Origin of the sequence: Barnesiella sp., assembly GCF_022723415.1 — a bacterium.
In the GTDB taxonomy this organism is placed as follows: Bacteria; Bacteroidota; Bacteroidia; order Bacteroidales; family Barnesiellaceae; genus Barnesiella; species Barnesiella intestinihominis.
In genome coordinates, this window is the sequence record NZ_JAIJHU010000006.1 from 73,000 (window position 1) to 92,854 (window position 19,855).

General features: G+C 41.1%; 18 protein-coding genes. 7 read left to right on the forward strand and 11 right to left on the reverse strand.

Features of this window, described 5'->3' with window-relative positions; translation table 11 throughout:
• Positions 1 to 14 precede the first annotated feature (14 nt).
• The 3 genes from QVD32_RS02515 to QVD32_RS02525 are packed head-to-tail and all read right to left on the reverse strand — an operon-like array spanning position 15 to position 2,030.
• Positions 15 to 968, reverse strand: coding sequence for a glycosyltransferase family 2 protein (locus QVD32_RS02515; RefSeq protein ID WP_021891230.1), 954 nt, complete (start codon positions 966 to 968; stop codon positions 15 to 17).
• Positions 969 to 980: 12 nt separating this feature from the next.
• Positions 981 to 1,388, reverse strand: a complete 408-nt coding sequence (locus tag QVD32_RS02520; protein ID WP_021891231.1) for a GtrA family protein — start codon at positions 1,386 to 1,388, stop codon at positions 981 to 983.
• Positions 1,389 to 1,397: 9 nt separating this feature from the next.
• A complete protein-coding gene (locus QVD32_RS02525) occupies positions 1,398 to 2,030 on the reverse strand; it encodes a trimeric intracellular cation channel family protein (protein WP_008861966.1) in 633 nt (210 codons plus the stop codon).
• Between the two features lie 226 nt (positions 2,031 to 2,256).
• On the opposite strand from QVD32_RS02525, the gene QVD32_RS02530 reads away from it, so the two are divergent.
• Positions 2,257 to 3,711 (forward strand): glycoside hydrolase family 10-like protein, encoded by a 1,455-nt coding sequence (locus QVD32_RS02530; protein WP_021891232.1) that lies wholly within the window; start codon positions 2,257 to 2,259, stop codon positions 3,709 to 3,711.
• A 29-nt stretch (positions 3,712 to 3,740) separates the two neighbouring features.
• The gene (locus QVD32_RS02535) at positions 3,741 to 4,715 is read left to right on the forward strand and encodes a type I phosphomannose isomerase catalytic subunit (RefSeq protein ID WP_021891233.1); all 975 of its coding nucleotides are present in this window, start codon (positions 3,741 to 3,743) and stop codon (positions 4,713 to 4,715) included.
• A gap of 36 nt (positions 4,716 to 4,751) precedes the next feature.
• Here QVD32_RS02535 and nth read toward each other — a convergent pair whose 3' ends face one another.
• The 3 genes from nth to pheS are packed head-to-tail and all read right to left on the reverse strand — an operon-like array spanning position 4,752 to position 6,839.
• Complete coding sequence (nth, locus tag QVD32_RS02540) at positions 4,752 to 5,408, reverse strand: endonuclease III (RefSeq protein WP_008861969.1); 657 nt, start codon at positions 5,406 to 5,408, stop codon at positions 4,752 to 4,754.
• Between the two features lie 4 nt (positions 5,409 to 5,412).
• Positions 5,413 to 5,808 (reverse strand): fluoride efflux transporter CrcB, encoded by a 396-nt coding sequence (gene crcB, locus QVD32_RS02545; RefSeq protein ID WP_021891234.1) that lies wholly within the window; start codon positions 5,806 to 5,808, stop codon positions 5,413 to 5,415.
• A gap of 11 nt (positions 5,809 to 5,819) precedes the next feature.
• Entirely contained in the window at positions 5,820 to 6,839 is a 1,020-nt protein-coding gene (gene pheS, locus QVD32_RS02550; protein WP_008861971.1) for a phenylalanine--tRNA ligase subunit alpha, read from the reverse strand.
• Positions 6,840 to 6,976: 137 nt separating this feature from the next.
• Between pheS and tilS the strand changes: the two genes are divergently transcribed.
• The 5 genes from tilS to ybaK all read left to right on the forward strand — a co-directional run bounded on the left by tilS (position 6,977) and on the right by ybaK (position 12,498).
• Complete coding sequence (gene tilS, locus QVD32_RS02555; protein WP_229033564.1) at positions 6,977 to 8,347, forward strand: tRNA lysidine(34) synthetase TilS; 1,371 nt, start codon at positions 6,977 to 6,979, stop codon at positions 8,345 to 8,347.
• Positions 8,348 to 8,544: 197 nt separating this feature from the next.
• Positions 8,545 to 10,617 (forward strand): transcription termination factor Rho, encoded by a 2,073-nt coding sequence (rho, locus tag QVD32_RS02560; protein WP_021891236.1) that lies wholly within the window; start codon positions 8,545 to 8,547, stop codon positions 10,615 to 10,617.
• A gap of 116 nt (positions 10,618 to 10,733) precedes the next feature.
• Positions 10,734 to 11,219, forward strand: coding sequence for a hypothetical protein (locus tag QVD32_RS02565; protein WP_021891237.1), 486 nt, complete (start codon positions 10,734 to 10,736; stop codon positions 11,217 to 11,219).
• 7 nt (positions 11,220 to 11,226) lie between these two features.
• Positions 11,227 to 11,916 carry a 2,3-diphosphoglycerate-dependent phosphoglycerate mutase gene (gene gpmA, locus QVD32_RS02570; protein WP_021891238.1) on the forward strand — a complete coding sequence of 230 codons (690 nt, stop codon included), beginning with the start codon at positions 11,227 to 11,229 and terminating at the stop codon, positions 11,914 to 11,916.
• Positions 11,917 to 12,021: 105 nt separating this feature from the next.
• Positions 12,022 to 12,498 carry a Cys-tRNA(Pro) deacylase gene (ybaK, locus tag QVD32_RS02575; protein ID WP_021891239.1) on the forward strand — a complete coding sequence of 159 codons (477 nt, stop codon included), beginning with the start codon at positions 12,022 to 12,024 and terminating at the stop codon, positions 12,496 to 12,498.
• Positions 12,499 to 12,628: 130 nt separating this feature from the next.
• Here ybaK and QVD32_RS02580 read toward each other — a convergent pair whose 3' ends face one another.
• From QVD32_RS02580 to QVD32_RS02600, 5 genes are all read right to left on the reverse strand, one after another.
• Positions 12,629 to 13,171, reverse strand: coding sequence for an NUDIX hydrolase (locus QVD32_RS02580; RefSeq protein WP_021891240.1), 543 nt, complete (start codon positions 13,169 to 13,171; stop codon positions 12,629 to 12,631).
• Positions 13,164 to 15,227, reverse strand: a complete 2,064-nt coding sequence (locus tag QVD32_RS02585; RefSeq protein WP_118687335.1) for a DNA topoisomerase 3 — start codon at positions 15,225 to 15,227, stop codon at positions 13,164 to 13,166. The genes QVD32_RS02580 and QVD32_RS02585 overlap by 8 nt, the downstream gene beginning before the upstream one ends.
• A gap of 126 nt (positions 15,228 to 15,353) precedes the next feature.
• Positions 15,354 to 16,985 (reverse strand): hypothetical protein, encoded by a 1,632-nt coding sequence (locus QVD32_RS02590; protein WP_118687204.1) that lies wholly within the window; start codon positions 16,983 to 16,985, stop codon positions 15,354 to 15,356.
• Positions 16,986 to 17,048: 63 nt separating this feature from the next.
• Positions 17,049 to 17,837: a nucleoside triphosphate pyrophosphohydrolase gene (gene mazG / locus QVD32_RS02595; protein ID WP_118687203.1), complete on the reverse strand. Its 789-nt coding sequence runs from the start codon at positions 17,835 to 17,837 to the stop codon at positions 17,049 to 17,051.
• 4 nt (positions 17,838 to 17,841) lie between these two features.
• Positions 17,842 to 19,797, reverse strand: a complete 1,956-nt coding sequence (locus QVD32_RS02600) for a protein-disulfide reductase DsbD family protein (RefSeq protein WP_118687202.1) — start codon at positions 19,795 to 19,797, stop codon at positions 17,842 to 17,844.
• Between the last annotated feature and the right edge of the window lie 58 nt (positions 19,798 to 19,855).

Here is a 19,855-nt window from a genome sequence, read left to right on the forward strand (position 1 = left end):
AATGGAGACAGTCTTTAAATCGTTTGGTTGTTATGAGGATCAAAATTGATTTTTTTATCTATAATATATTCCGGGCGATTTTTGGTTTCATCGAAGATGTTTCCAATGTACTCTCCGAGTATTCCGATGGTAAACAATTGCACTCCACCTAAAAATACGATAGTAATGATTGTCGAAGACCACCCCGGAACGATAGATTCTTTGCCGGAAAGGTACATGATGAATACCCAGATAGCAAAAGCCAATGCTATAAAAATGGAAAGTGTTCCTAATGATATGGCCAATTTTAATGGCTTTTTAGAAAAACCGAAGATACCGGCCGAGGCTAATGAAAACATTTTTCGTATGGAATATTTCGTTCTGCCGGCAGCACGTTCGTTACGGGTATAATAGAACGGAGTTTGTTTAAATCCCATCCAACTGAAAAGTCCCCGCAAATATTTATGCTTTTCGGGAAACTGTTTGAATGCATCCAAAACCTTGCGATCGATGAGCCTGAAATCGCCTGTATCGACAGGAAATGTGTAGTCAGATAGAGAGTTGAGCATGCGATAATAAATCTTGGCAGTGAATTTTTTCATGAAAGTTTCCCCTTCACGTTTATTGCGTACCGCATATACTACATTACTGCCTTCTTTCAAATAAGTATCTATTATTTGGGGAATAACTTCGGGCGGGTCTTGCAGGTCCACGTCGATGATAACGGCAATGTCTCCGGTACAGTTGTGTAATCCTGCACTCACGGCATTTTGATGTCCGAAGTTTCTGGAAAACGATATTACTTTTGTATGAGGATCATCGTTGGCGAAACCGAGTAAAAGTTCTTCTGTGTGGTCTTTGCTCCCATCGTTAACGAAAATAAGTTCATAATCGTGAGCCGTACTTTCCATTACTTGGGAAAATCGCTTATGGGACAAGGGTAGTACTTCTTCTTCGTTATAACAGGGAATGATTACAGATACTTTCATGGTATGAAACTTTTATTTTTTAAAAGTGATACATCTATTCATAATGAAATTACACAGTGTATATACGATCATACTCAAAAGTTGAGCCCAAGAATCGGGTACATATAATATCTCTACCAAAATGAGTAACGATATAAATTGTATGCCATAGCATATCCCGAAACAGATGAGGAATAAGATGGCTTCGCGGATAAAGTTACTATTTAATTTTTTAAATACCCAAAGTTTGTTCCAAAAGAAACTATTGACGACACCTGCTATATAGCCTATAAAATTGGATATGGTATATTTTACATGTAGAATCTCTTGCAGGAAGTAAATGACGATAAGCGTTATAAGGGTATTTATGATACCGACAATACCGAAACGAATAAATTGTCCTATTGCTTTTTTATCGTATTTTTTCAGTCGTTCGAACATGATGAAATGTCAGTCTTTAATGGGGTTGGTCGTGTCATCTTTCAAGGCTGGCAAAGACCAGTGAAATTTTACAGCGAGTAAGCGAACCGCAACGACCGATATGCCGCAAATGGATTGGTTGGTTATACTGTTGAACCCCATTTTTTCTCCTAGATAAAACATGATTCCTCCGGCAACACAAGCTAAGGCATAGATGTCTTTACGAAATAGCAGAGGTTCTTCGTTGATGAGGATATCGCGAATGATACTGCCGACCGATCCCGTAATGGTTCCCATGACGATCGCTACCCAAAACGGAAATCCGAACATGAGTGTTTTTTCTACTCCCACAACGACAAATAGAGCTAACCCGATCGTATCGAATATGAAAAACGTATTTTCGAGTTTTACCAAGTATTGTTTGAAAATAATGACGAAAATAAGAGCTATGGCCGTTACGGTGAGGTAGCTGCCGTTTATCATCCAGAAAGGAGTTGCATTCAACAAGACATCTCGGAGCGTTCCACCCCCTATGGCTGTTACAAGCCCGACAGCATAGGCTCCGAACCAATCGAATTGTTTTGCGGCTGCTAATCGAATACCACTAATGGCGAAGGCCAGTGTGCCGACAATTTCTAATATGGTGGCGAAAGTTGTATTCATAATCTTTCGTATGGAATTGCAAAGGTACTATTTTTTATGATAATCTGTCGTTCTTATTTTATTTTTGGGAGTTGAGTTTTTGTCGTATGAAATAAGTTCTGTAAAGATATTTTGTGGGAATAAAAATGTACCTTTGCACCAAATGTGGAAATAGACTGTGCTCGGTAGAGTCCGATAAATTTGTTTCTGCTTTTGTTTGCACTATTTCTCTTAATACAAATCTTTAATGAAAAAACGACTGCTAATACTTCTTTCAGTTTGTTTTATCTGTGTTTCCATATTTCCTTCTTCTCCGAAATATGAAATGAGGGCGGTGTGGATAACAACGAACTGGGGATTGGATTGGCCTTCGCGTCCGGTAAAGGTTTTGTCCGATAGATATATACAGCAGAAAGAGTTGTGTTGTATTCTCGATGAGTTGCAATCGGTGGGAATCAATACGGTGTTTTTTCAAGCGCGTATTCGAGGTGAGGTTTTTTATTCTTCTCGATACGAACCGTGGGCTGCCGTTTTAAGTCATGGGCGGGAACCCGGATATGATCCTCTTGCTTTCGTCATCGAGGAATGTCATAAACGGGCCATCGAATGCCACGCTTGGCTCGTCACTTTTCCGGTGGGATCGAATAGGCAAGTGAAAAAACAAGGTAGTTCTTCGGTTGTTGCCCGCCATCGTTCATGGTGTAAGCAATTATCGGGGGAATGGTTTCTTGATCCGGGGAATCCGTCAGTGAAGGATTATTTAAGAGCATTAGTCGGGGAAGTCGTTTCTAAATATGATGTCGACGGTATTCATTTGGATTATGTGCGTTATCCCGATAATGCGATGAGGTTTCCCGATACCGATTCGTTTAGGAAGTGGGGAAGTAGAAGCAAGTCTTTGTTGCGTTGGAGAGAAGACAATATAACCGGTATCGTCACAGCCATTTATGAAGAGGTGAAACGATTAAAGCCGTGGGTGAAAGTCAGTAGTTCACCGTTAGGCAGATATGCTTCATTAGAAGGTTTCCCTGCGGAATGGAGCTGCATGGAGGCTGTTTCGCAAAATCCGAAGGATTGGTTGCAGAGCGGACGGCATGATTTTATTGTCCCGATGATGTATTTCAGGGAAGAAAATTATTATCCGTTCTTGTACGACTGGGTAAATTCTTGTCCTCCCGAAAAAGTAATAAGTGGCTTGGGTGTTTACCGGTTGGATAAGAGTGAAGGTAATTGGCCTTTCATAGAAATAAAGAGACAAATCGAGACCACTCGGAAAATGGGAGTGGGACAGGCCTATTTCCGATATGAAAATTTACATACGCATACGATTTTGAGGCAATGGCTCGTTTCCTGTTTTTACAGGTATCCGGCCTTGACACCCGGGTTGAAAAATCCCATATCGCAAATACCGGATACCCCGAACAATTTACGAGTGGAGGCACAGGGCGGTGTTTCTAATATTTCTTGGAGTCCGGCAGATGGTGCGTTCACCTATGTATTGTATGCGACAAATGATTCTTTGGATATGAATACGGGAGATCAGATCGTGGCTGTATTACCTAAAAATATACATTCATGTTCATTGTCGATTCCTTATAGAAATTATGCCATAGTGGCTCGTGACAGGTATGGAACCGAGAGCGAGCCTGCGTTTTGGACAGGTAAAAACATAGAACCGGATAAGTATCGAATAACTCTATAATTATAATGTTGATATAAAAAATAAAAGCTATGTATCCTTTGAAATTTGAAGACATTCTTCGTCCTATGATTTGGGGTGGAGAAGAAATCAGCCGATTCAAACAGTTACCCGAAGTTCACCCCGGTATCGGTGAAAGTTGGGAAATCTCACAAGTAGGCGAACGTGTATCGGTCGTTAGCGAGGGGGAAGATAAAGGGAAAACGATTACGGAGTTGATTAAGCGCGACGGGGCGAATTTGCTGGGGAAGCATGTCGCAGCTCGCTATGCCGATAAATTCCCGTTGTTGATTAAATTTATCGACGCACACGATAATCTCTCTATTCAAGTTCACCCCAATGATGAGTTGGCGATGGCCCGGCACAATTCATTTGGGAAAACCGAGATGTGGTATGTCATCGACGCTAAACCGGGAGCAGGCCTCTATTCGGGATTTTCTAAGCAAATAACTCCCGCAGAGTATGTAGAGCGAATCAAAAATAATACGATTACCGACGTATTGCAATTTCATGAAGTGAAAAGCGGCGATGTGTTCTTTCTTCCGGCAGGCCGTATTCATGCTATTTGTGAGGGAATATTGATAGCCGAGATTCAGCAAAGCTCCGATATTACTTATCGCATATACGATTATGATCGTAGAGATGCGCAGGGCAATGCCAGAGAGTTGCATATCGAGCAGTCTATCGATGCAGTCGATTTTAAAATGTATGATAATTTACGAACCGATTATGCGGCTAAAAATAACGATGCTGTCGGTTTAGTCAAATGCCCGTATTTCGAAACGAATTTAATCGAAGTGGATAAAAGTGTGAAGCGTTCCGTTTCGGGACATGATTCGTTCGTTATCTATATGTGTATGGGTGGAAAAGTGCGATTGACCGATAATAACGGTTACACGATATCTTTACATCAAGGACAAACCGCATTGATTCCCGCTACACTCTCATGGGTGACAATCGAGGCAGAAACTTCTGCGAAGTTACTCGAATGTTATATTCCCGAATAATGAAGTGTTTTTTATAAAAAGAATAATGCCGGAGAATTATTCTTCGGCATTATTCTTTTGGTTATGATTGTAATATTTGCAATATGGGCGGATTCCGCATTCCAAGCAATTGGGTTTGCGAGCCATACAAATGTAACGTCCGTGTAGAATCAACCAATGATGTGCGATGGGGAGTAGGTGTCCCGGAATATTTTTTACCAATGTTTTTTCTGTTTCGAGAGGAGTTTTTGAATGGTTGGTAAGTCCGATTCTGTTGGAGACTCTGAAAACGTGAGTATCGACAGCCATCGCTTCTTTGTTAAATACGACCGATGCTATGACGTTGGCTGTTTTTCGGCCCACTCCCGGTAATTTTTGCAAATCTTCTATTTCGGAAGGTACGACACCGTTGAACTGTTCGATGAGTGTACGAGCCATTCCCACCAAATGTTTCGATTTGTTATTGGGATATGATACGCTTTTAATGTATGTATAAACTTCTTCCGGTGTAGCTGCGGCCAGATCTTGTGGAGTAGGGAATGCTTCGAATAGAGCCGGGGTTATCATGTTTACCCGTTTGTCGGTACATTGTGCCGACAGAATGACTGCAATCAGTAATTGAAATGGGTCGTGATATTGCAATTCGGTTTCGGCGATAGGTTTGTTTTCTTGAAACCATTTAATGACTCCGGCATATCTTTCTTTGGTAGTCATGGCGTTATAAAAATTTTATCATATGAAGACTATATTTCGCTAAGAAAAATCCTCCGAAAACGGCAATAATACCTCCGAGATTAGTACCGATGATATAGAATAGGGCACTGTGGGCTTTCCCTAAATTCAATAGATTCATCGTTTCCAAAGAGAATGAGGAGAACGTGGTAAATCCACCTAATAATCCGACGAATAAAAAAGCTCTCAGATTAGGTGAAAAATCAAAAGAATAACAAAAAGCCCAAAGTATCCCGATGATAAAAGAGCCTGCTAAGTTTACACATAATGTTCCCCACGGATAAGCCGGGAAAAGACGTTGAATTTCCGAAGCGATAAAAAACCTTGCAACAGAACCTATGCCTCCTCCCGCGAGAACACAAGCGACTTTACAAAACTCCATTCACATAAATTTTAATGAGCCGATTCGAATTCTTCGAGGAAACGTACATCGTTCTCAGAGAACATTCGTAAATCTTTGACTTTATATTTCAGATTGGTGACTCGTTCGATACCCATGCCTAATGCATAACCGCTGTATATTTTACTATCTATGCCACATGCTTCGAGGACATTGGGGTCTACCATACCGCAACCCAGAATTTCGACCCAACCGGTATGTTTGCAAAATGCACATCCTTTACCCCCGCAGATATTACAGGATATATCCATTTCGGCAGAAGGTTCGGTAAACGGGAAATAAGAAGGACGGAGTCGAATTTGAGTTTCTGATCCGAACATTTCTTTGGCAAAATAAAGCAACGCTTGCTTCAAATCGGCAAAAGAAACATTTTTGTCTATATATAAGGCTTCTACTTGATGGAAAAAGCAGTGTGCCCGGTAAGATATAGCTTCGTTGCGGTAAACACGACCCGGACAAATGATGCGGATAGGGGGTTGGGAGTGCTCCATCGTTCTTGTTTGTACAGACGAGGTGTGTGTACGAAGAAGAATATCGGGAGAACGTTGTATAAAGAATGTGTCCTGCATATCGCGAGCCGGGTGGTCTTCGGCAAAATTCAATGCTGAGAACACATGCCAATCGTCTTCGATTTCGGGACCTTCTGCAATTGAAAATCCCAAACGGGCGAAGATATCGCATATTTCGTTTTTTACTAAGGAAAGCGGGTGTCTCGATCCTAACGGAATGGGGTAGGCTGTTCGTGTCAAGTCTATATTTTGAGATTCCGAATGGGTATCTTCGAATTCGCTTTTCAAGGCATTGATTCTTTCTGTTGCAAGAGTCTTCAATTCATTCAGTTGTTTTCCTACTTCTCTCTTTTGTTCGGCGGCGACAGTTCTGAAATCATTGAAAAGTTGAGAAATTTCTCCTTTTTTACTTAGATATTTTATACGAATATTCTCTAAATCTTCTGATTTAGAAACTTTTAATGCCTCGATTTCTGCTTTGATACGTTGGATTTTTTCAATCATACCTGTATAATTCTTATTTTTAAATGCAAATTTAATAATAAATGACTTCTTTTTGGGTGGATTTTTGAGAAATATTTTTTTTGACGAATAAAAAAGGGAATCTGCTGAAAAAATATTCCTTTATTACTAATTTTGTTATGAATTTAAGAAGTAACGATATGTCTGTCTCTCCATTTTTACAAAGTATACACGAGTTTGTCGAGGATAAAAAACTTTTAGACAAATCTGGCCCTGTTATCGTTGGTGTGAGCGGAGGAGCCGACTCTATTGCGTTACTTCATGTCTTGAAGAGTTTGGGATATTCGTGTATAGTTTGTCACTGTAATTTCAATTTGAGAGGTGAAGAATCTTTGCGGGACAGGAATTTTACTCGGCAGATAGCTTTTGAGTGGAATTTGCCGTTCGAGGAGATTTCGTTTGATGCTTCATGTTATGCGATGACCAATAATGTGTCGGTCGAGATGGCTTGCCGCCAACTGCGATATGATTGGTTTGAAGAGAAAAGGAAACAATATCGGGCACAGGCGATAGCCGTGGCCCATCATCGGGACGATAGTGTGGAAACTCTGTTGCTGAATTTAATTCGAGGAACCGGGATTGCCGGTCTTACGTCGATGAAACCACGTAACGGATTTGTTGTGCGACCGTTGTTGACCGTTTCCCGTAAAGATATAGAATCGTATTTGTCGGAACATGGGGTGTCGTATGTGGTCGATTGTACCAATTTAGAATCGGTTTATATCAGAAATAAAATTCGATTACAGGTATTGCCTTTGTTACGTTCGATCAATCCGTCGGTCGACCATTCCATATATTCTTCTATTTTGAATTTGAGGGAAGTAGAATCGGTCTATAAAGCGGCTATACATGAGCAGGAGCAAAACGTGTTGGAATATAAAGGTGAATATATTTATATTCCGGTGGAGAAACTGAAACAGCTTCCGTCGCCTAAGGCTTTCTTATTTGAATTTTTGACTCCTTACGGCTTTGTTTCCGAACAGATAACAGAGATAATATCGTCTTGTGGCGGTATTTCTGGGAAGGTGTTTTTGTCTCGGAATTACAGAATCGTTAAAGACCGGGAATATTTGATATTGGAACCACAGGAAAGAGAAGAGGCCGGGACTGTGGTAGAGAAAATCGAAAGTCTCGAAGAATGTGGAACTTTGTTACACGGAAATTTATCGTATCGATGTCTGGACAACGATGAAACGTATTGTTTCTCTCGTGATAAATCCTATGCTTGTTTCGACTTGGACAAACTTGTATTTCCGCTAATTATTCGCCGGTGGGAGACGGGAGATCGTTTTACCCCCTTTGGAATGAAAGGCAGCCGTAAATTGAGCGATTATTTTAGAGATAGAAAATATTCTCTAATCGATAAAGCCAATGCTTTGTTGCTATGTTCGGGAAATACGATAATATGGATATTGGGAGAGCGCGCGGCCGATGGATATCGAGTGACTGCGGATACAAAGAGAATAATCGAATTTAAATATGAAAAATAGTTAAATAATAAACTTGTTTTTACATTTCTTGTTTTGTTTGACAAATCGGCCGTATATTTGTACAGTGAAATTGCGTAGTGAAATTCTGTACGCAGTAAATTCAAAAATCCAATAATTATATTTGTTCTTTCAGCCAGTATGAGTAATCATGCAGGTAGCTTTAATAAATATAAAGTGTAAATCATATTTATTTATTCATGTATAATATTTTAGAATTGAGCGCTAAAACTCTTGACCAGTTGAAAGTGATAGCTGCTGAAATGGGTATCCAAAAGATTGATGGTATAGAACAAGAAGATCTTGTCTATAAAATTCTTGATCAACAAGCTATTGATATGGCAAGTAAAGCTGCCGCTAATCCTCCTGCTCCGAAAAAGAGAGGTCCTAAACCTAAGAAAAATAAAGAGAAGTCTGTACTTGAAAAACCGAATGAACTAGAAAGTAAATCAAATACAGAGCCTACACCGTCTCTATCTGTGGAATCGACAGGAGTGGAAGATACGAAAGAGGTGAAAAAGAAAGGCAGAAAGAAAAAAAGCGATGTAACGAGTGAAACCTCGAAAAAAGAAGATGCAAAACAGGATAATGTTACAGAAGTAAAAGATATTCCTTCTATTATAGAAGAGACTGGGTTATCTTCTCATCCCGCTTTGAAAGAGCCGGTAGCCGAACTATTTGAGAATTTAAAAGAAAGCTCTATGGCGTTGGTGGAAAATAACGGTTCCAATGAAAACGAAGAGCTTCCTCAGCAAAGTACACAAGGAGGGCAACCCAAACAACGCAAACGGATACAAAAGAAAGCTCTTCCGGCTGAATTGATAAATGAAGCTCAAAACACACTGCAAACACCCTCGCCTTCTGTTCCGGTTACAACGCCTTCCACCCCGGTAGAAAACAAGCAACAGGAAATTATTCAACAACAGCCCGCTACCGCAAATCAAGGACAACAAGCACCGTTGCCTACATCGTCGTTACAGACATTCTTCCCACATAGCGAAAAGCAAAGATTTGTTCCGAGAGGACAGCGCACATTCGTCCCACAGAATAGGAACAGCCAGAATAATGCAGGAAATAACAATGGGCAAAACCAAAACTCGAATAATCAACAAACGTTTGTCCCTGAGCCTAAACCTGTCGAGAGACCATACGATTTCGATGGAATATTGACAGGTGTGGGGGTATTGGAGATGATGCCCGATGGGTATGGATTTCTTCGTTCGTCCGACTACAATTATTTGACTTCTCCCGATGATGTCTATGTTTCTCAATCGCAAATAAAGTTGTTTGGTTTGAAGACGGGCGATGTCGTTGAAGGACCTATTCGTCCTCCTAAGGAAGGAGAGAAATATTTTCCGCTGGTGAAGGTGGAGAAAATAAATGGTCGCACACCCGAATATGTTCGAGACCGTGTCCCGTTCGATCATCTTACTCCTCTTTTCCCCGATGAAAAATTTGATTTGACGAGTGGAAAATACTGTAATTTATCTACTCGTGTGGTCGATATGTTTTCTCCTATCGGTAAAGGACAGCGTGGATTGATCGTTGCACCTCCTAAGACGGGTAAGACCGTGTTGTTGAAAGATATAGCCAATGCTATCTCTGAGAATCACCCGGAGGTTTATATGATTATATTGTTGATCGACGAGCGTCCCGAAGAGGTTACCGATATGGCCCGTAGTGTAAAAGCCGAGGTTATCTCATCTACTTTCGACGAGCCGGCCGAACGTCATGTGAAAGTGGCTAGTGTCGTATTGGAAAAAGCCAAACGTATGGTTGAATGTGGTCACGATGTTGTCATTCTGTTAGACTCCATCACCCGTTTGGCGAGAGCTTATAATACGGTTTCTCCGGCCTCCGGTAAAGTGCTCTCCGGTGGTGTCGATGCCAATGCGTTGCATAAGCCTAAACGCTTTTTCGGTGCGGCTCGTAATATAGAGAACGGGGGAAGCCTTACGATTATCGCTACTGCTTTGACCGAGACCGGTTCGAAGATGGACGAGGTGATATTCGAGGAGTTCAAGGGAACGGGTAATATGGAGTTGCAGCTCGATCGGAAATTGTCTAACAAACGCATTTTCCCGGCTGTTGACATCACGGCATCGAGTACTCGTCGGGACGATTTGTTGTTACCGAAAGACACACTCAACCGTATGTGGATATTGCGTCGATACTTGTCCGATATGAATTCGATAGAGGCAATGGAATTTATGCGAGACCGTATGGAGCGTACTTCTTCGAATGAAGAACTTTTGCTGTCGATGAACGATTGAGTATCGTAATAGATATAAAAAGAAGGCCGGTGAATTGGAATTTTCACCGGCCTTCTTTTTATATGGATCAAACAAAGTGAACAGGGCGTGTGTTATATGAATAAATGTATAAGAAAATGGAGATACCCTCGATACAACTGAGTTTGGAACATATAGAGGAGTTAGATTTTACCTGTCCTGCGGCAAAAAAATCGATAAATATAGGAAAAGAGATTATTCCGGTTAAGTTTGTGGTAAATATTTATCCCGATGTTAAACGGGATTATTTTAAGTTGATAACAGGAGTCCGTTATATTCGTCGTCGTAATTTTATCGGTCAAGAACTTCTTTTTTATAGAATCGCTGTGGTTTATAAAATTGAGAAATTGAGGGATTTTGTTAAGCTCGAAAACTCCCAAGTCATAGTTGATACTCGGTTACTTGCATTGTTATTGAGTATATCAATCGGGTCGATGAGAGGAATGTTGGCACTACGTACACAAAATACAGTATTCAAAAATTATCCGTTACCTCTGATAAATGTATCCGAAATATTAACTTCCATGAATATAACCGATTCTGAGGGTATTGGGGAGAATCTGAATATATATTACAATAATTGAATCCTCGATGAATAAATTGATTTTGCTCCGGCATGGAGAGAGTATATGGAATAAGGAGAACCGATTTACGGGGTGGACAGATGTCCCATTGTCCGAAAAGGGGAGAGATGAAGCTCGTCGGGCAGGAGAGTTGTTACGGAGTTTTTCCATATATCCCGATATTTCGTTTACATCTTTGTTAAAGCGTGCTATTGTTACTCGCTTTTTAGTTATGGAAGAATTGGACAGGTTGTGGACTCCGGCATATAAAGATTGGAGGCTCAATGAACGACATTATGGTGCGCTGCAAGGCTTGAATAAGTTGGAAACATCTGAGAAGTATGGGGCGGAGCAAGTTCATATTTGGCGACGGAGTTATGATGTCAGACCTCCGCAAGTAGGAGACGAGGATCTCAGATATCCGGCTCATGATGCCCGTTATCAGATGGTTCAAGAAAAACTGCTACCTCATGGTGAATCGCTTGAAGATACTGTTCATAGAGTGTTGCCTTGTTGGAAAGAGCGTATTTTGCCAGAGGCTGAGAAAGGCAAAACGATACTGGTTGCAGCTCATGGAAATAGTTTGAGGGCCTTGATAATGATGCTGCAAAATTTATCGCCCAAACAAATTGTCGATGTAGAAATACCCACGGGAAAACCTTTAATCCTTGAATTAGGAGAAAATTTAACGGTTATGAATCAATACTATTTGGGGTAAAATAAACAGCATGGGCTGTGGTAGTAAAATCTTTTTTAGCTTCCATGATATATTCTTTTTCGGTTTTCTGTAAATAGCTATATTTGTCCGATTATTGATTTAGGTATGAAGACGAATAAGACGAATGCGGCTCGGCTGTTGGATAGGGCGAAAATACCATACGAATTGGTTCCTTATGAAGTCGACGAGAATAATTTAGCTGCTACTCATGTTGCCGAACAACTGGGTGAGAATATAGAACAAGTATTCAAGACTTTGGTATTGCGTGGCGATAAACACGGGATATTCGTTTGTGTGATTCCGGGCGACAAAGAGGTCGATTTGAAAAAGGCTGCCAAAATATCGGGAAATAAGAGTGCCGAGATGATTGCCATGAAGGAACTGTTGCCGACTACCGGATATATTCGGGGTGGTTGTTCTCCCATTGGCATGAAGAAAAATTATCCTGTATATATTCACGAAAGTTGTTTGTCACATGACCCTATTTATATTAGTGCCGGACAACGAGGATTACAGATAAAAATAGCATCCGGGGCTCTTATAGAATTTGTTTCAGCGGAAGTCGGAGACCTTGTCGGTTAATCTTGGTACACGATATAATTCGGTGTGGATTAATCCACAGGGAGTAAAATGTCTTGTCCATATAAGATGAGGTAAAAAAGACTTATAGAACCCGAAGGGGGATACATAGGTGTGAACAGAGTCTTCGTCTTTATTCACAATCTTTTTTCATAGTTCCCTGTTTAATGGTTCGGATAAGCCGGGATTCTATGCGGAGAAATTCTTGTTCGAAATTAGGAGTGAAGATTCCTTTCCCCATATTTTCATGTATCTCCGAAAATGTCCAGAACCTGCCGTCGTCGATTTCGACTGGATCGATTTGTATTTTTCCGGTATATACCGTATAGAATGTGTTTACCATCTCGCGTTCTCGATCCGATTCGAAGATATAAGTAAGCACATGTATCGGAATGAAATGCGTGATTCCCAACTCTTCGCGAACTTCTCTTGCCAATGCTTCTTCGACGGTCTCCCCGTAATCGATATGACCGCCTACGGCCGTATCCCATTTGCTGGGTTGAATGTCTTTATTCACCGATCGCTTTTGAAGATACAACTCCCCGTCGTTATTTATAATATGTAGGTGGACTACCGGGTGGAGCAATTTCGACCCGTTGTGGCATTCACGGCGGGTCGCTTTTCCTATTGTGTTACCTTGTTCGTCTATCAGAGGAAACCATTCTTCTTTATTCATGATTCAAATGAGTATTCGGGTTATAGTCTTGAATACGTTTTTGCAGCGTTTCTTCATCGAGAGGGTTCCCGGCTTCGTCGAATGGCAACCTGAAACCGCATCCTTCTTTCCATCGGCTGCATCCGTATGCCGTCTTTCCCTGTATGATATGGCCGGTGTGGCATACGGGACATGATAAAAGTTGTTCTTTTGGTTTCTTCTCCGTAGATGTTTTATTGGTTGTTTTTTTCTTCCCGGGTTTGGCCGATGTCGTCGATTTTTTCTTCGGTTCCTCCGGGGGTGGAGCCGCTGTGATTTTGCCGGAATTGTCGCTTAGTACGTACAAAACGATTTCGCCCACCATTTTTTTCAGTTCTTCCAGAAAATCGGCGGCACGATATTCGTTGCGTTCTATTTTACGCAATTTGTTTTCCCAAATACCGGTCAATTCGGCCGATTTTAGCAACTCGTTGCGAATAGTCCCGATTAGCTCCACTCCTGTTTGAGTGGCAACCAGATTCTTCCTTTCTTTACGGATATAGTGGCGTTTGAACAGCGTTTCAATAATGGCGGCTCTCGTGGAAGGACGTCCGATACCGTTTTCTTTCAAGGCATCTCTCAGTTCTTCGTCCTCTACCGATTTTCCAGCCGTCTCCATAGCCCGCAATAATGTGGCTTCGGTATACGGTTTGGGGGGCTGGGTCCATTTTTCTGCCAAAGAAGGTGTGTGCGGGCCGGTTTCACCTTTGGTGAAAGCAGGCAAGGTGCTTTCCGACTCTTCGTTATTTTCTTCTTTCCCGAATACGGTTCTCCACCCCGGAGATAAGATTTGTTTCCCCGTGGCTTTAAATTCGATTTGATTTACCTCGCCCAGTACGACCGTATTGGAAACGATACAATCGGGATAGAATGCCGCAATAAATCTTCGGGCCACTAAGTCGTACACTTTTTGCTCTTCGCCCGTGAGGTTGGTTGCCTTTACGTTCGTGGGAATGATAGCATGGTGATCGGTCACTTTGGAGTTGTCGAATACCTTTTTGCTCTTGGGGATCTTCCCGGTCGAAAAAAGGGCTGTTAATGTTGTGTAAGCTGTTAATGCCGACATTATGCCCGGAACCTTCGGATATATGTCGTCGCTTAGAAATGTAGTGTCGACACGAGGGTAGGTGGTTACTTTTTTTTCGTAAAGCGACTGAATGATTTTCAAGGTGCTTTCTGCCGAGAAAGAGAATTTTTTATTACACTCGACTTGAAGGCTAGTTAAGTCGAATAATCTCGGTGGCGCTTCTTTTCCTTGTTTGGTCGTTATATCGGTAACCGTGAAGGGGAATCCCTCTATTTTTTGTAGAAATTCTTTTCCCTCTGCTTCGGTTTGAAATTTCCCTTTGGTGACGGCGAATGTCGTTTCCCGATATAAGGTTTTCAATTCCCAATAAGGTTGAGGAACAAAATGTTCGATTTCGAGTTGACGGTTTACGATTAATGCCAAAGTGGGAGTCTGTACCCTCCCGATGGAAAGGACTTGACGGTTCTGTCCATATTTCAACGTGTAAAGCCGGGTAGCGTTCATTCCTAACAACCAATCGCCGATAGCCCGTGAAAGTCCGGCAAAATAAAGAGAGTCGAATTCTGTTTGAGGTTTGAGATTTTGAAATCCCTCTCGTATGGCTTCTTCTGTCAAGGACGATATCCAAAGGCGGTAGACCGGGCATTTACAAGCTGCTTTTTGCATAACCCATCGTTGAATGAGTTCCCCTTCTTGACCGGCATCACCACAGTTTATGACGGCTTCGGCGTTGGACATGAGCGATTCTATGATACCGAATTGTTTTTCTATACCCCGGTCGGAGATTAATTTAATCCCGAATCGGGTGGGTATCATGGGCAGGGATCTCAATGTCCATTGTTTCCACGAGTCGGTATATTCATGAGGCTCTTTTAATGTGCAGAGATGGCCGAAAGTCCAAGTCACCTGATAGCCGTTCCCTTCGTAATATCCGTCATGTCGGTTCTTTGCACCTACTATATCGGCTATTTCTTTGGCTACACTGGGTTTTTCGGCTATACAGACTTTCATTATATTGTTTTGTAGTTTAAACGAAGAAACAAGGAACGACAAAATCCGTTTTTCAGGTCGTGTCTTACTGTTGCTCATTTCCGAATGCAAAGTTACATTTTTATTTTCATTCTTCGTAATATCCGGTCAATGGCCTTGTAGAGATTGGGGCTTGTAAGAAAAATTTGTCTGGTCGATAACTTTTAGAAGTCTGCGGTCGGTAATCGGGGCGGTAAATTCTTTTATTTCAGTTTCAGTCAGTTTCCTGTCGAGGGAGTGTATAAGCCTGATGATCGAGCGGGTATTAATAAGCTGGCAAGTGAAATCGGTAGATGGTCCAAAGTAGGTTTCGTATGTTTGTTTTCTGAGTGCTCGGAGTTTCTCTTCTCTCATGGAAATTTGTTCTTTTTCGGATCTTTTGTTGAACGACTGTATGGTTCTTTCTACATTATCGGGTGGCGTTTGGATCTCTCCGAATACAAATTTCAGAGTCTCTTTTTCGGTATTTGATAAGTCCATATTTCGCTTTTCGAGAGCTTTTATAAAGTCTGAATATTCCCAATTAGGAGGTGTCGTCATGGCTCTCCAACTTTCCAATAACATTAAAAAAGGCAGGTAATATTCCGAAGTCGTAGATAAAGGGTCATTCATGGCAAAAATATCTGCGAATGATATATAATCTATATTTTTAATACTATATTCGTTTATAATATTTTCGTCTATAATATTCATATATACAAATATATGATAAATAAAATTATAGTAATTATTTAGAATTGATAAATGATAAGATGTATCGGATATTTCTCCTTGATTATATTTCGAGTTTATATATTCAAGTTTTGCTTTAAATTTATTTTCTTCCGAAGTATAATATTTTTGTGTTGAAAGGGTATTTAGGCTTTTTATCCAATCTTCCGTTTCCGAAATGTTTTTTAATCGTATTTCCCTTAATTCGTAATTGATTCGGGTATTCTTACCTCGGTATGTCGAGTGAACGCAGTTTTGTTCTATTTCTCCTGAATATCGATAGGGGGCGAATAATTCGTCCAAGTACGTTTCTATGTAAAGCGTATCTGTTGGTTCGATATAAAAAGGGATATATCGATCCCCAAAAATTAGTTTTTGTTGGATTGGATAGCGTGTAGGGATTTTTGCGGAGAACGAACCGTCTGGTGCGATAGGAATGTTTATTTCGGTCTGTTTCCCGGAGAACAGATCGTCCTGTATGATTTTCCCGTCGGGTAAATTCAACCGTTTGTGATATCCGACGAATTTACCTTGTAGTATAGCTGTGTCGAATGTTATTGCTGGTGTAGCAGATCTGTATATAGGGTTGGGTTGTGGATATATGGAAGTCTTGTTCCTTTTTTCGGTTAGAGATAAACCTATAATTCTGATTTCGTTGGATTTTTGATTTCCGATGATATCGACCTCCGTTAAGGACGGAGGGAGCGCAGGGAAATCCATTTCTATATGGATCGTACTGTCGCTATCGAATTGGAAAATTCGGTTGAAATCGACACCGTCTATATCCCGTACTTTCCCAGAAAACCGTTTTATACTGTCTTGGACGACCCAATCGTCGTGTATGGTTAAAGACGTGTGCGGGAGTTGTTTCAGCGTGATGTACATTCGGCTTACGGTGTCTCGTAATAGAATACTGTCGACTGTTACAACCGGCGTATTTCGAGCGACCCAGTTCGGGTTGGTTATTATTTTTTCTGCATGAAGCGAAGATATGAGCAGAGGTAGGAAGAGTGATAAAAAAGCTCTCATTAGTGATTCGTTATATGTGTTATAGCGAATGAACAAATGAGAGCCGTAGTAAGTTCAATTTGATTACAGTCCTTTTTGTTTGGCCTCGTCCCAAATGGCGTCCATTTCGGCGAGAGACATATCTTTTAGATTTTTACCTTTTTGTAATGTTTCCTGTTCAAGATAGTTAAACCGTCGTATAAACTTTTGGTTCGTATGTTCCAATGCATTTTCCGGGTTGATGTCATAAAGTCTTGCCGCATTGATGAGACTGAAAAATAGATCTCCGAATTCATTTTCCATATTATCCGGGTCCATGTTTTCTATTTCATTTTTCAGTTCGCCGAACTCTTCAAAAACTTTGTCCCAGACTTGGCTTTTTTCTTCCCAGTCGAAGCCTACATTGCGTGCTTTATCTTGTATTCGATAAGCCTTTATTAGAGCCGGTAAGGCCGATGGCACGCCTTCGAGTACGGTTTTATTACCGCCTTTTTCTTTCAGTTTGAGTTCCTCCCAATTTTGCTCAACCTCGTTCGATCCATCGACATGGGTTGTACCGAATACATGAGGGTGGCGATAGATTAGTTTTTCACAAAGAGCATTGCAAACATCGGCAATATCGAAAGAACCGTTTTCTTCTCCTATTTTAGCATAGAAAGCGATATGTAACAATACGTCTCCCAACTCTTTTTTAGTGGCTTCGTTGTCCTTTCTGATAAGAGCATCACAGAGTTCGTAGGTCTCTTCTATCGTGTTGGGACGTAAACTTTCATTCGTTTGCTTATGATCCCACGGACACTTTTCGCGTAGAATATCGAGGATATCGATAAACCGGCCGAATGCCTCTATTTTTTCTTCTCTCGTGTGTGACATGTGTTTATTTATTAAATGCTTTTAGTCCTTTTTGTAAGAAATCGATAAATTTAGCTACGCTTTCATTGTATCCGTATGGGGCGGCTAATGGCTCTCCGTCACTATTGATAATAACATAGTATGGTTGAGCATTGGCTCCGAATTTATGTCTTTGTAAGAAACTCCATTTTTCACCGACGGTCGTTAGTTTTACCGATTTCCCATTTTCGGTTACCGTAATGGGCTTCTTTAATTTTTCTTTGTCATCGACCATTAAGGTAATAAGTACGTATTTGTTTTCAAGAATCTGTTTTACAACCGGGTCGGTCCACACGGAAGCCTCCATTTTACGGCAGTTGACACAACCATACCCCGAAAAGTCGATGAGTATGGGCTTCTTTTCTTGTCGGGCGTACGCCAAACCCTCGTTATAGTCGTTGAAAGCTGCGTGAACTTCTTTATTATATAAGTTGAAATCCTGGGTATATAAGGGGGGCGCGAATGCACTGATCGCTTTTAACGGAGCTCCCCACAATCCGGGAATCATATATAATGAAAAAGATAGCGAAATGATGGCGAGGAATAGACGGGGGACGGAGACGTGTTTAATCGGGGAATCGTGCGAAAAGTTGAGCTTACCGAGCAGATAAAATCCCAACAATGCGAAGATAACGATCCAAAGCACCAAAAATGTTTCCCGGTCGAGTATGTGCCACCCATAGGCGAGATCGGCTACCGATAGGAATTTAAGTGATAATGCCAATTCCAAAAAGCCTAATATGACTTTGACGGTGTTTAACCAGCCTCCCGATTTAGGCAATTGTTTCATTAAAGAAGGGAACATGGCGAATAATGCGAACGGTATGGCTAAGGCGATGGCGAAGCCTCCCATTCCGACAGCAGGTGCGAGCGTCCCGCCCCAAGAAGCGGCTTCTACTAATAGAGTGCCGATTATGGGTCCGGTACAAGAGAAAGAAACCAAAACCAATGTAAACGCCATGAAAAAGATAGCGATGATACCGGTTGCGGTGTCGGCCTTCCTATCGAGTTTATTACTCCATGATGCAGGTAGGGTTATATCGAAAGCCCCGAAGAAGGAGACTGCGAAAAGAACCAACAGTGCGAAAAACAGTATGTTGAACAAAGCGTTTGTCGCTAAATCGTTAAGGGCACTGGCTCCGAATAGTAGGGTAATCAGTAAACCCAGTCCTACATAGATAATGATGATGGACAAACCGTATAAGATGGCTTCGCCGATCGCCTTGTGCCGGCTTTGTTGTTTTTTCAGGAAAAAGCTCACTGTTAGGGGAATCATGGGCCAAACACAAGGTGTTAGTAATGCTAACAATCCTCCGATAAATCCCGATATGAAAATAAACCAAAGAGAACTTTCTTGCAATAATTTTTCGGTACTCATTGCTCGAAGTTCTTCAACTACTGGCTGCCAGCCTTTTTGACTGGTTAAATTAGAAGATGAGTTTGTATTAAGATTTACAGGAGTCATAACCGGGGCGGTTGTCGTTGGAGTTTTGCTTTCTCCAAAGGAAAATTCATGTTTGGTTGGAGGCAAACAAGTTACATCGTTACACGCTTGGTAAGTAATGTATCCTGTAATTTTAAAACTATCGGGATTTTCTATAAATATAGTTTGCTTGAAATCTATTGTAGAATTATACCACCCCAATTTCATATCGAATAAAGCACTATATTCTTCATGTGGGCGTTTGGACGGGGTTACATCTCCCTTTAACGACACATTGGATATCTCGTCGAAAGAGAACGAAGTAGGAATAGGCCCTCCGGAGGGAATATCGGTAGCATATAAATGCCAACCATCTTCTATATATGCATGAAAAACAATCTCCTTCTCATTACCTTCTCCTTGCATGGAAACTTTCCATTTGACAGGCTCTATAATTTGAGAATAACTACTCATGCAAAAAAGCATGCCAACGATCAATAAACCTAAAAACTTTTTCATATTACCCAATTTTGTGTGGCAAAGATAGTGCAAACGAGGGCAGAAACAAATTTATTTG

Excerpts from the sequence above, each read along its gene's own strand:
- QVD32_RS02530 (WP_021891232.1), top strand. The coding sequence starts at position 2,257 with ATGAAAAAACGACTGCTAATACTTCTTTCAGTTTGTTTTATCTGTGTT.
- QVD32_RS02525 (WP_008861966.1), bottom strand. The coding sequence starts at position 2,030 with ATGAATACAACTTTCGCCACCATATTAGAAATTGTCGGCACACTGGCC.
- QVD32_RS02535 (WP_021891233.1), top strand. The coding sequence starts at position 3,741 with ATGTATCCTTTGAAATTTGAAGACATTCTTCGTCCTATGATTTGGGGT.
- mazG (WP_118687203.1), bottom strand. The coding sequence starts at position 17,837 with ATGTCACACACGAGAGAAGAAAAAATAGAGGCATTCGGCCGGTTTATC.
- QVD32_RS02515 (WP_021891230.1), bottom strand. The coding sequence starts at position 968 with ATGAAAGTATCTGTAATCATTCCCTGTTATAACGAAGAAGAAGTACTA.
- QVD32_RS02520 (WP_021891231.1), bottom strand. The coding sequence starts at position 1,388 with ATGTTCGAACGACTGAAAAAATACGATAAAAAAGCAATAGGACAATTT.
- pheS (WP_008861971.1), bottom strand. The coding sequence starts at position 6,839 with ATGATTGAAAAAATCCAACGTATCAAAGCAGAAATCGAGGCATTAAAA.
- QVD32_RS02580 (WP_021891240.1), bottom strand. The coding sequence starts at position 13,171 with ATGAATAAAGAAGAATGGTTTCCTCTGATAGACGAACAAGGTAACACA.
- tilS (WP_229033564.1), top strand. The coding sequence starts at position 6,977 with ATGAATTTAAGAAGTAACGATATGTCTGTCTCTCCATTTTTACAAAGT.
- QVD32_RS02585 (WP_118687335.1), bottom strand. The coding sequence starts at position 15,227 with ATGAAAGTCTGTATAGCCGAAAAACCCAGTGTAGCCAAAGAAATAGCC.
- QVD32_RS02565 (WP_021891237.1), top strand. The coding sequence starts at position 10,734 with ATGGAGATACCCTCGATACAACTGAGTTTGGAACATATAGAGGAGTTA.
- QVD32_RS02600 (WP_118687202.1), bottom strand. The coding sequence starts at position 19,797 with ATGAAAAAGTTTTTAGGTTTATTGATCGTTGGCATGCTTTTTTGCATG.
- QVD32_RS02590 (WP_118687204.1), bottom strand. The coding sequence starts at position 16,985 with ATGAGAGCTTTTTTATCACTCTTCCTACCTCTGCTCATATCTTCGCTT.
- gpmA (WP_021891238.1), top strand. The coding sequence starts at position 11,227 with ATGAATAAATTGATTTTGCTCCGGCATGGAGAGAGTATATGGAATAAG.
- nth (WP_008861969.1), bottom strand. The coding sequence starts at position 5,408 with ATGACTACCAAAGAAAGATATGCCGGAGTCATTAAATGGTTTCAAGAA.
- rho (WP_021891236.1), top strand. The coding sequence starts at position 8,545 with ATGTATAATATTTTAGAATTGAGCGCTAAAACTCTTGACCAGTTGAAA.
- ybaK (WP_021891239.1), top strand. The coding sequence starts at position 12,022 with ATGAAGACGAATAAGACGAATGCGGCTCGGCTGTTGGATAGGGCGAAA.
- crcB (WP_021891234.1), bottom strand. The coding sequence starts at position 5,808 with ATGGAGTTTTGTAAAGTCGCTTGTGTTCTCGCGGGAGGAGGCATAGGT.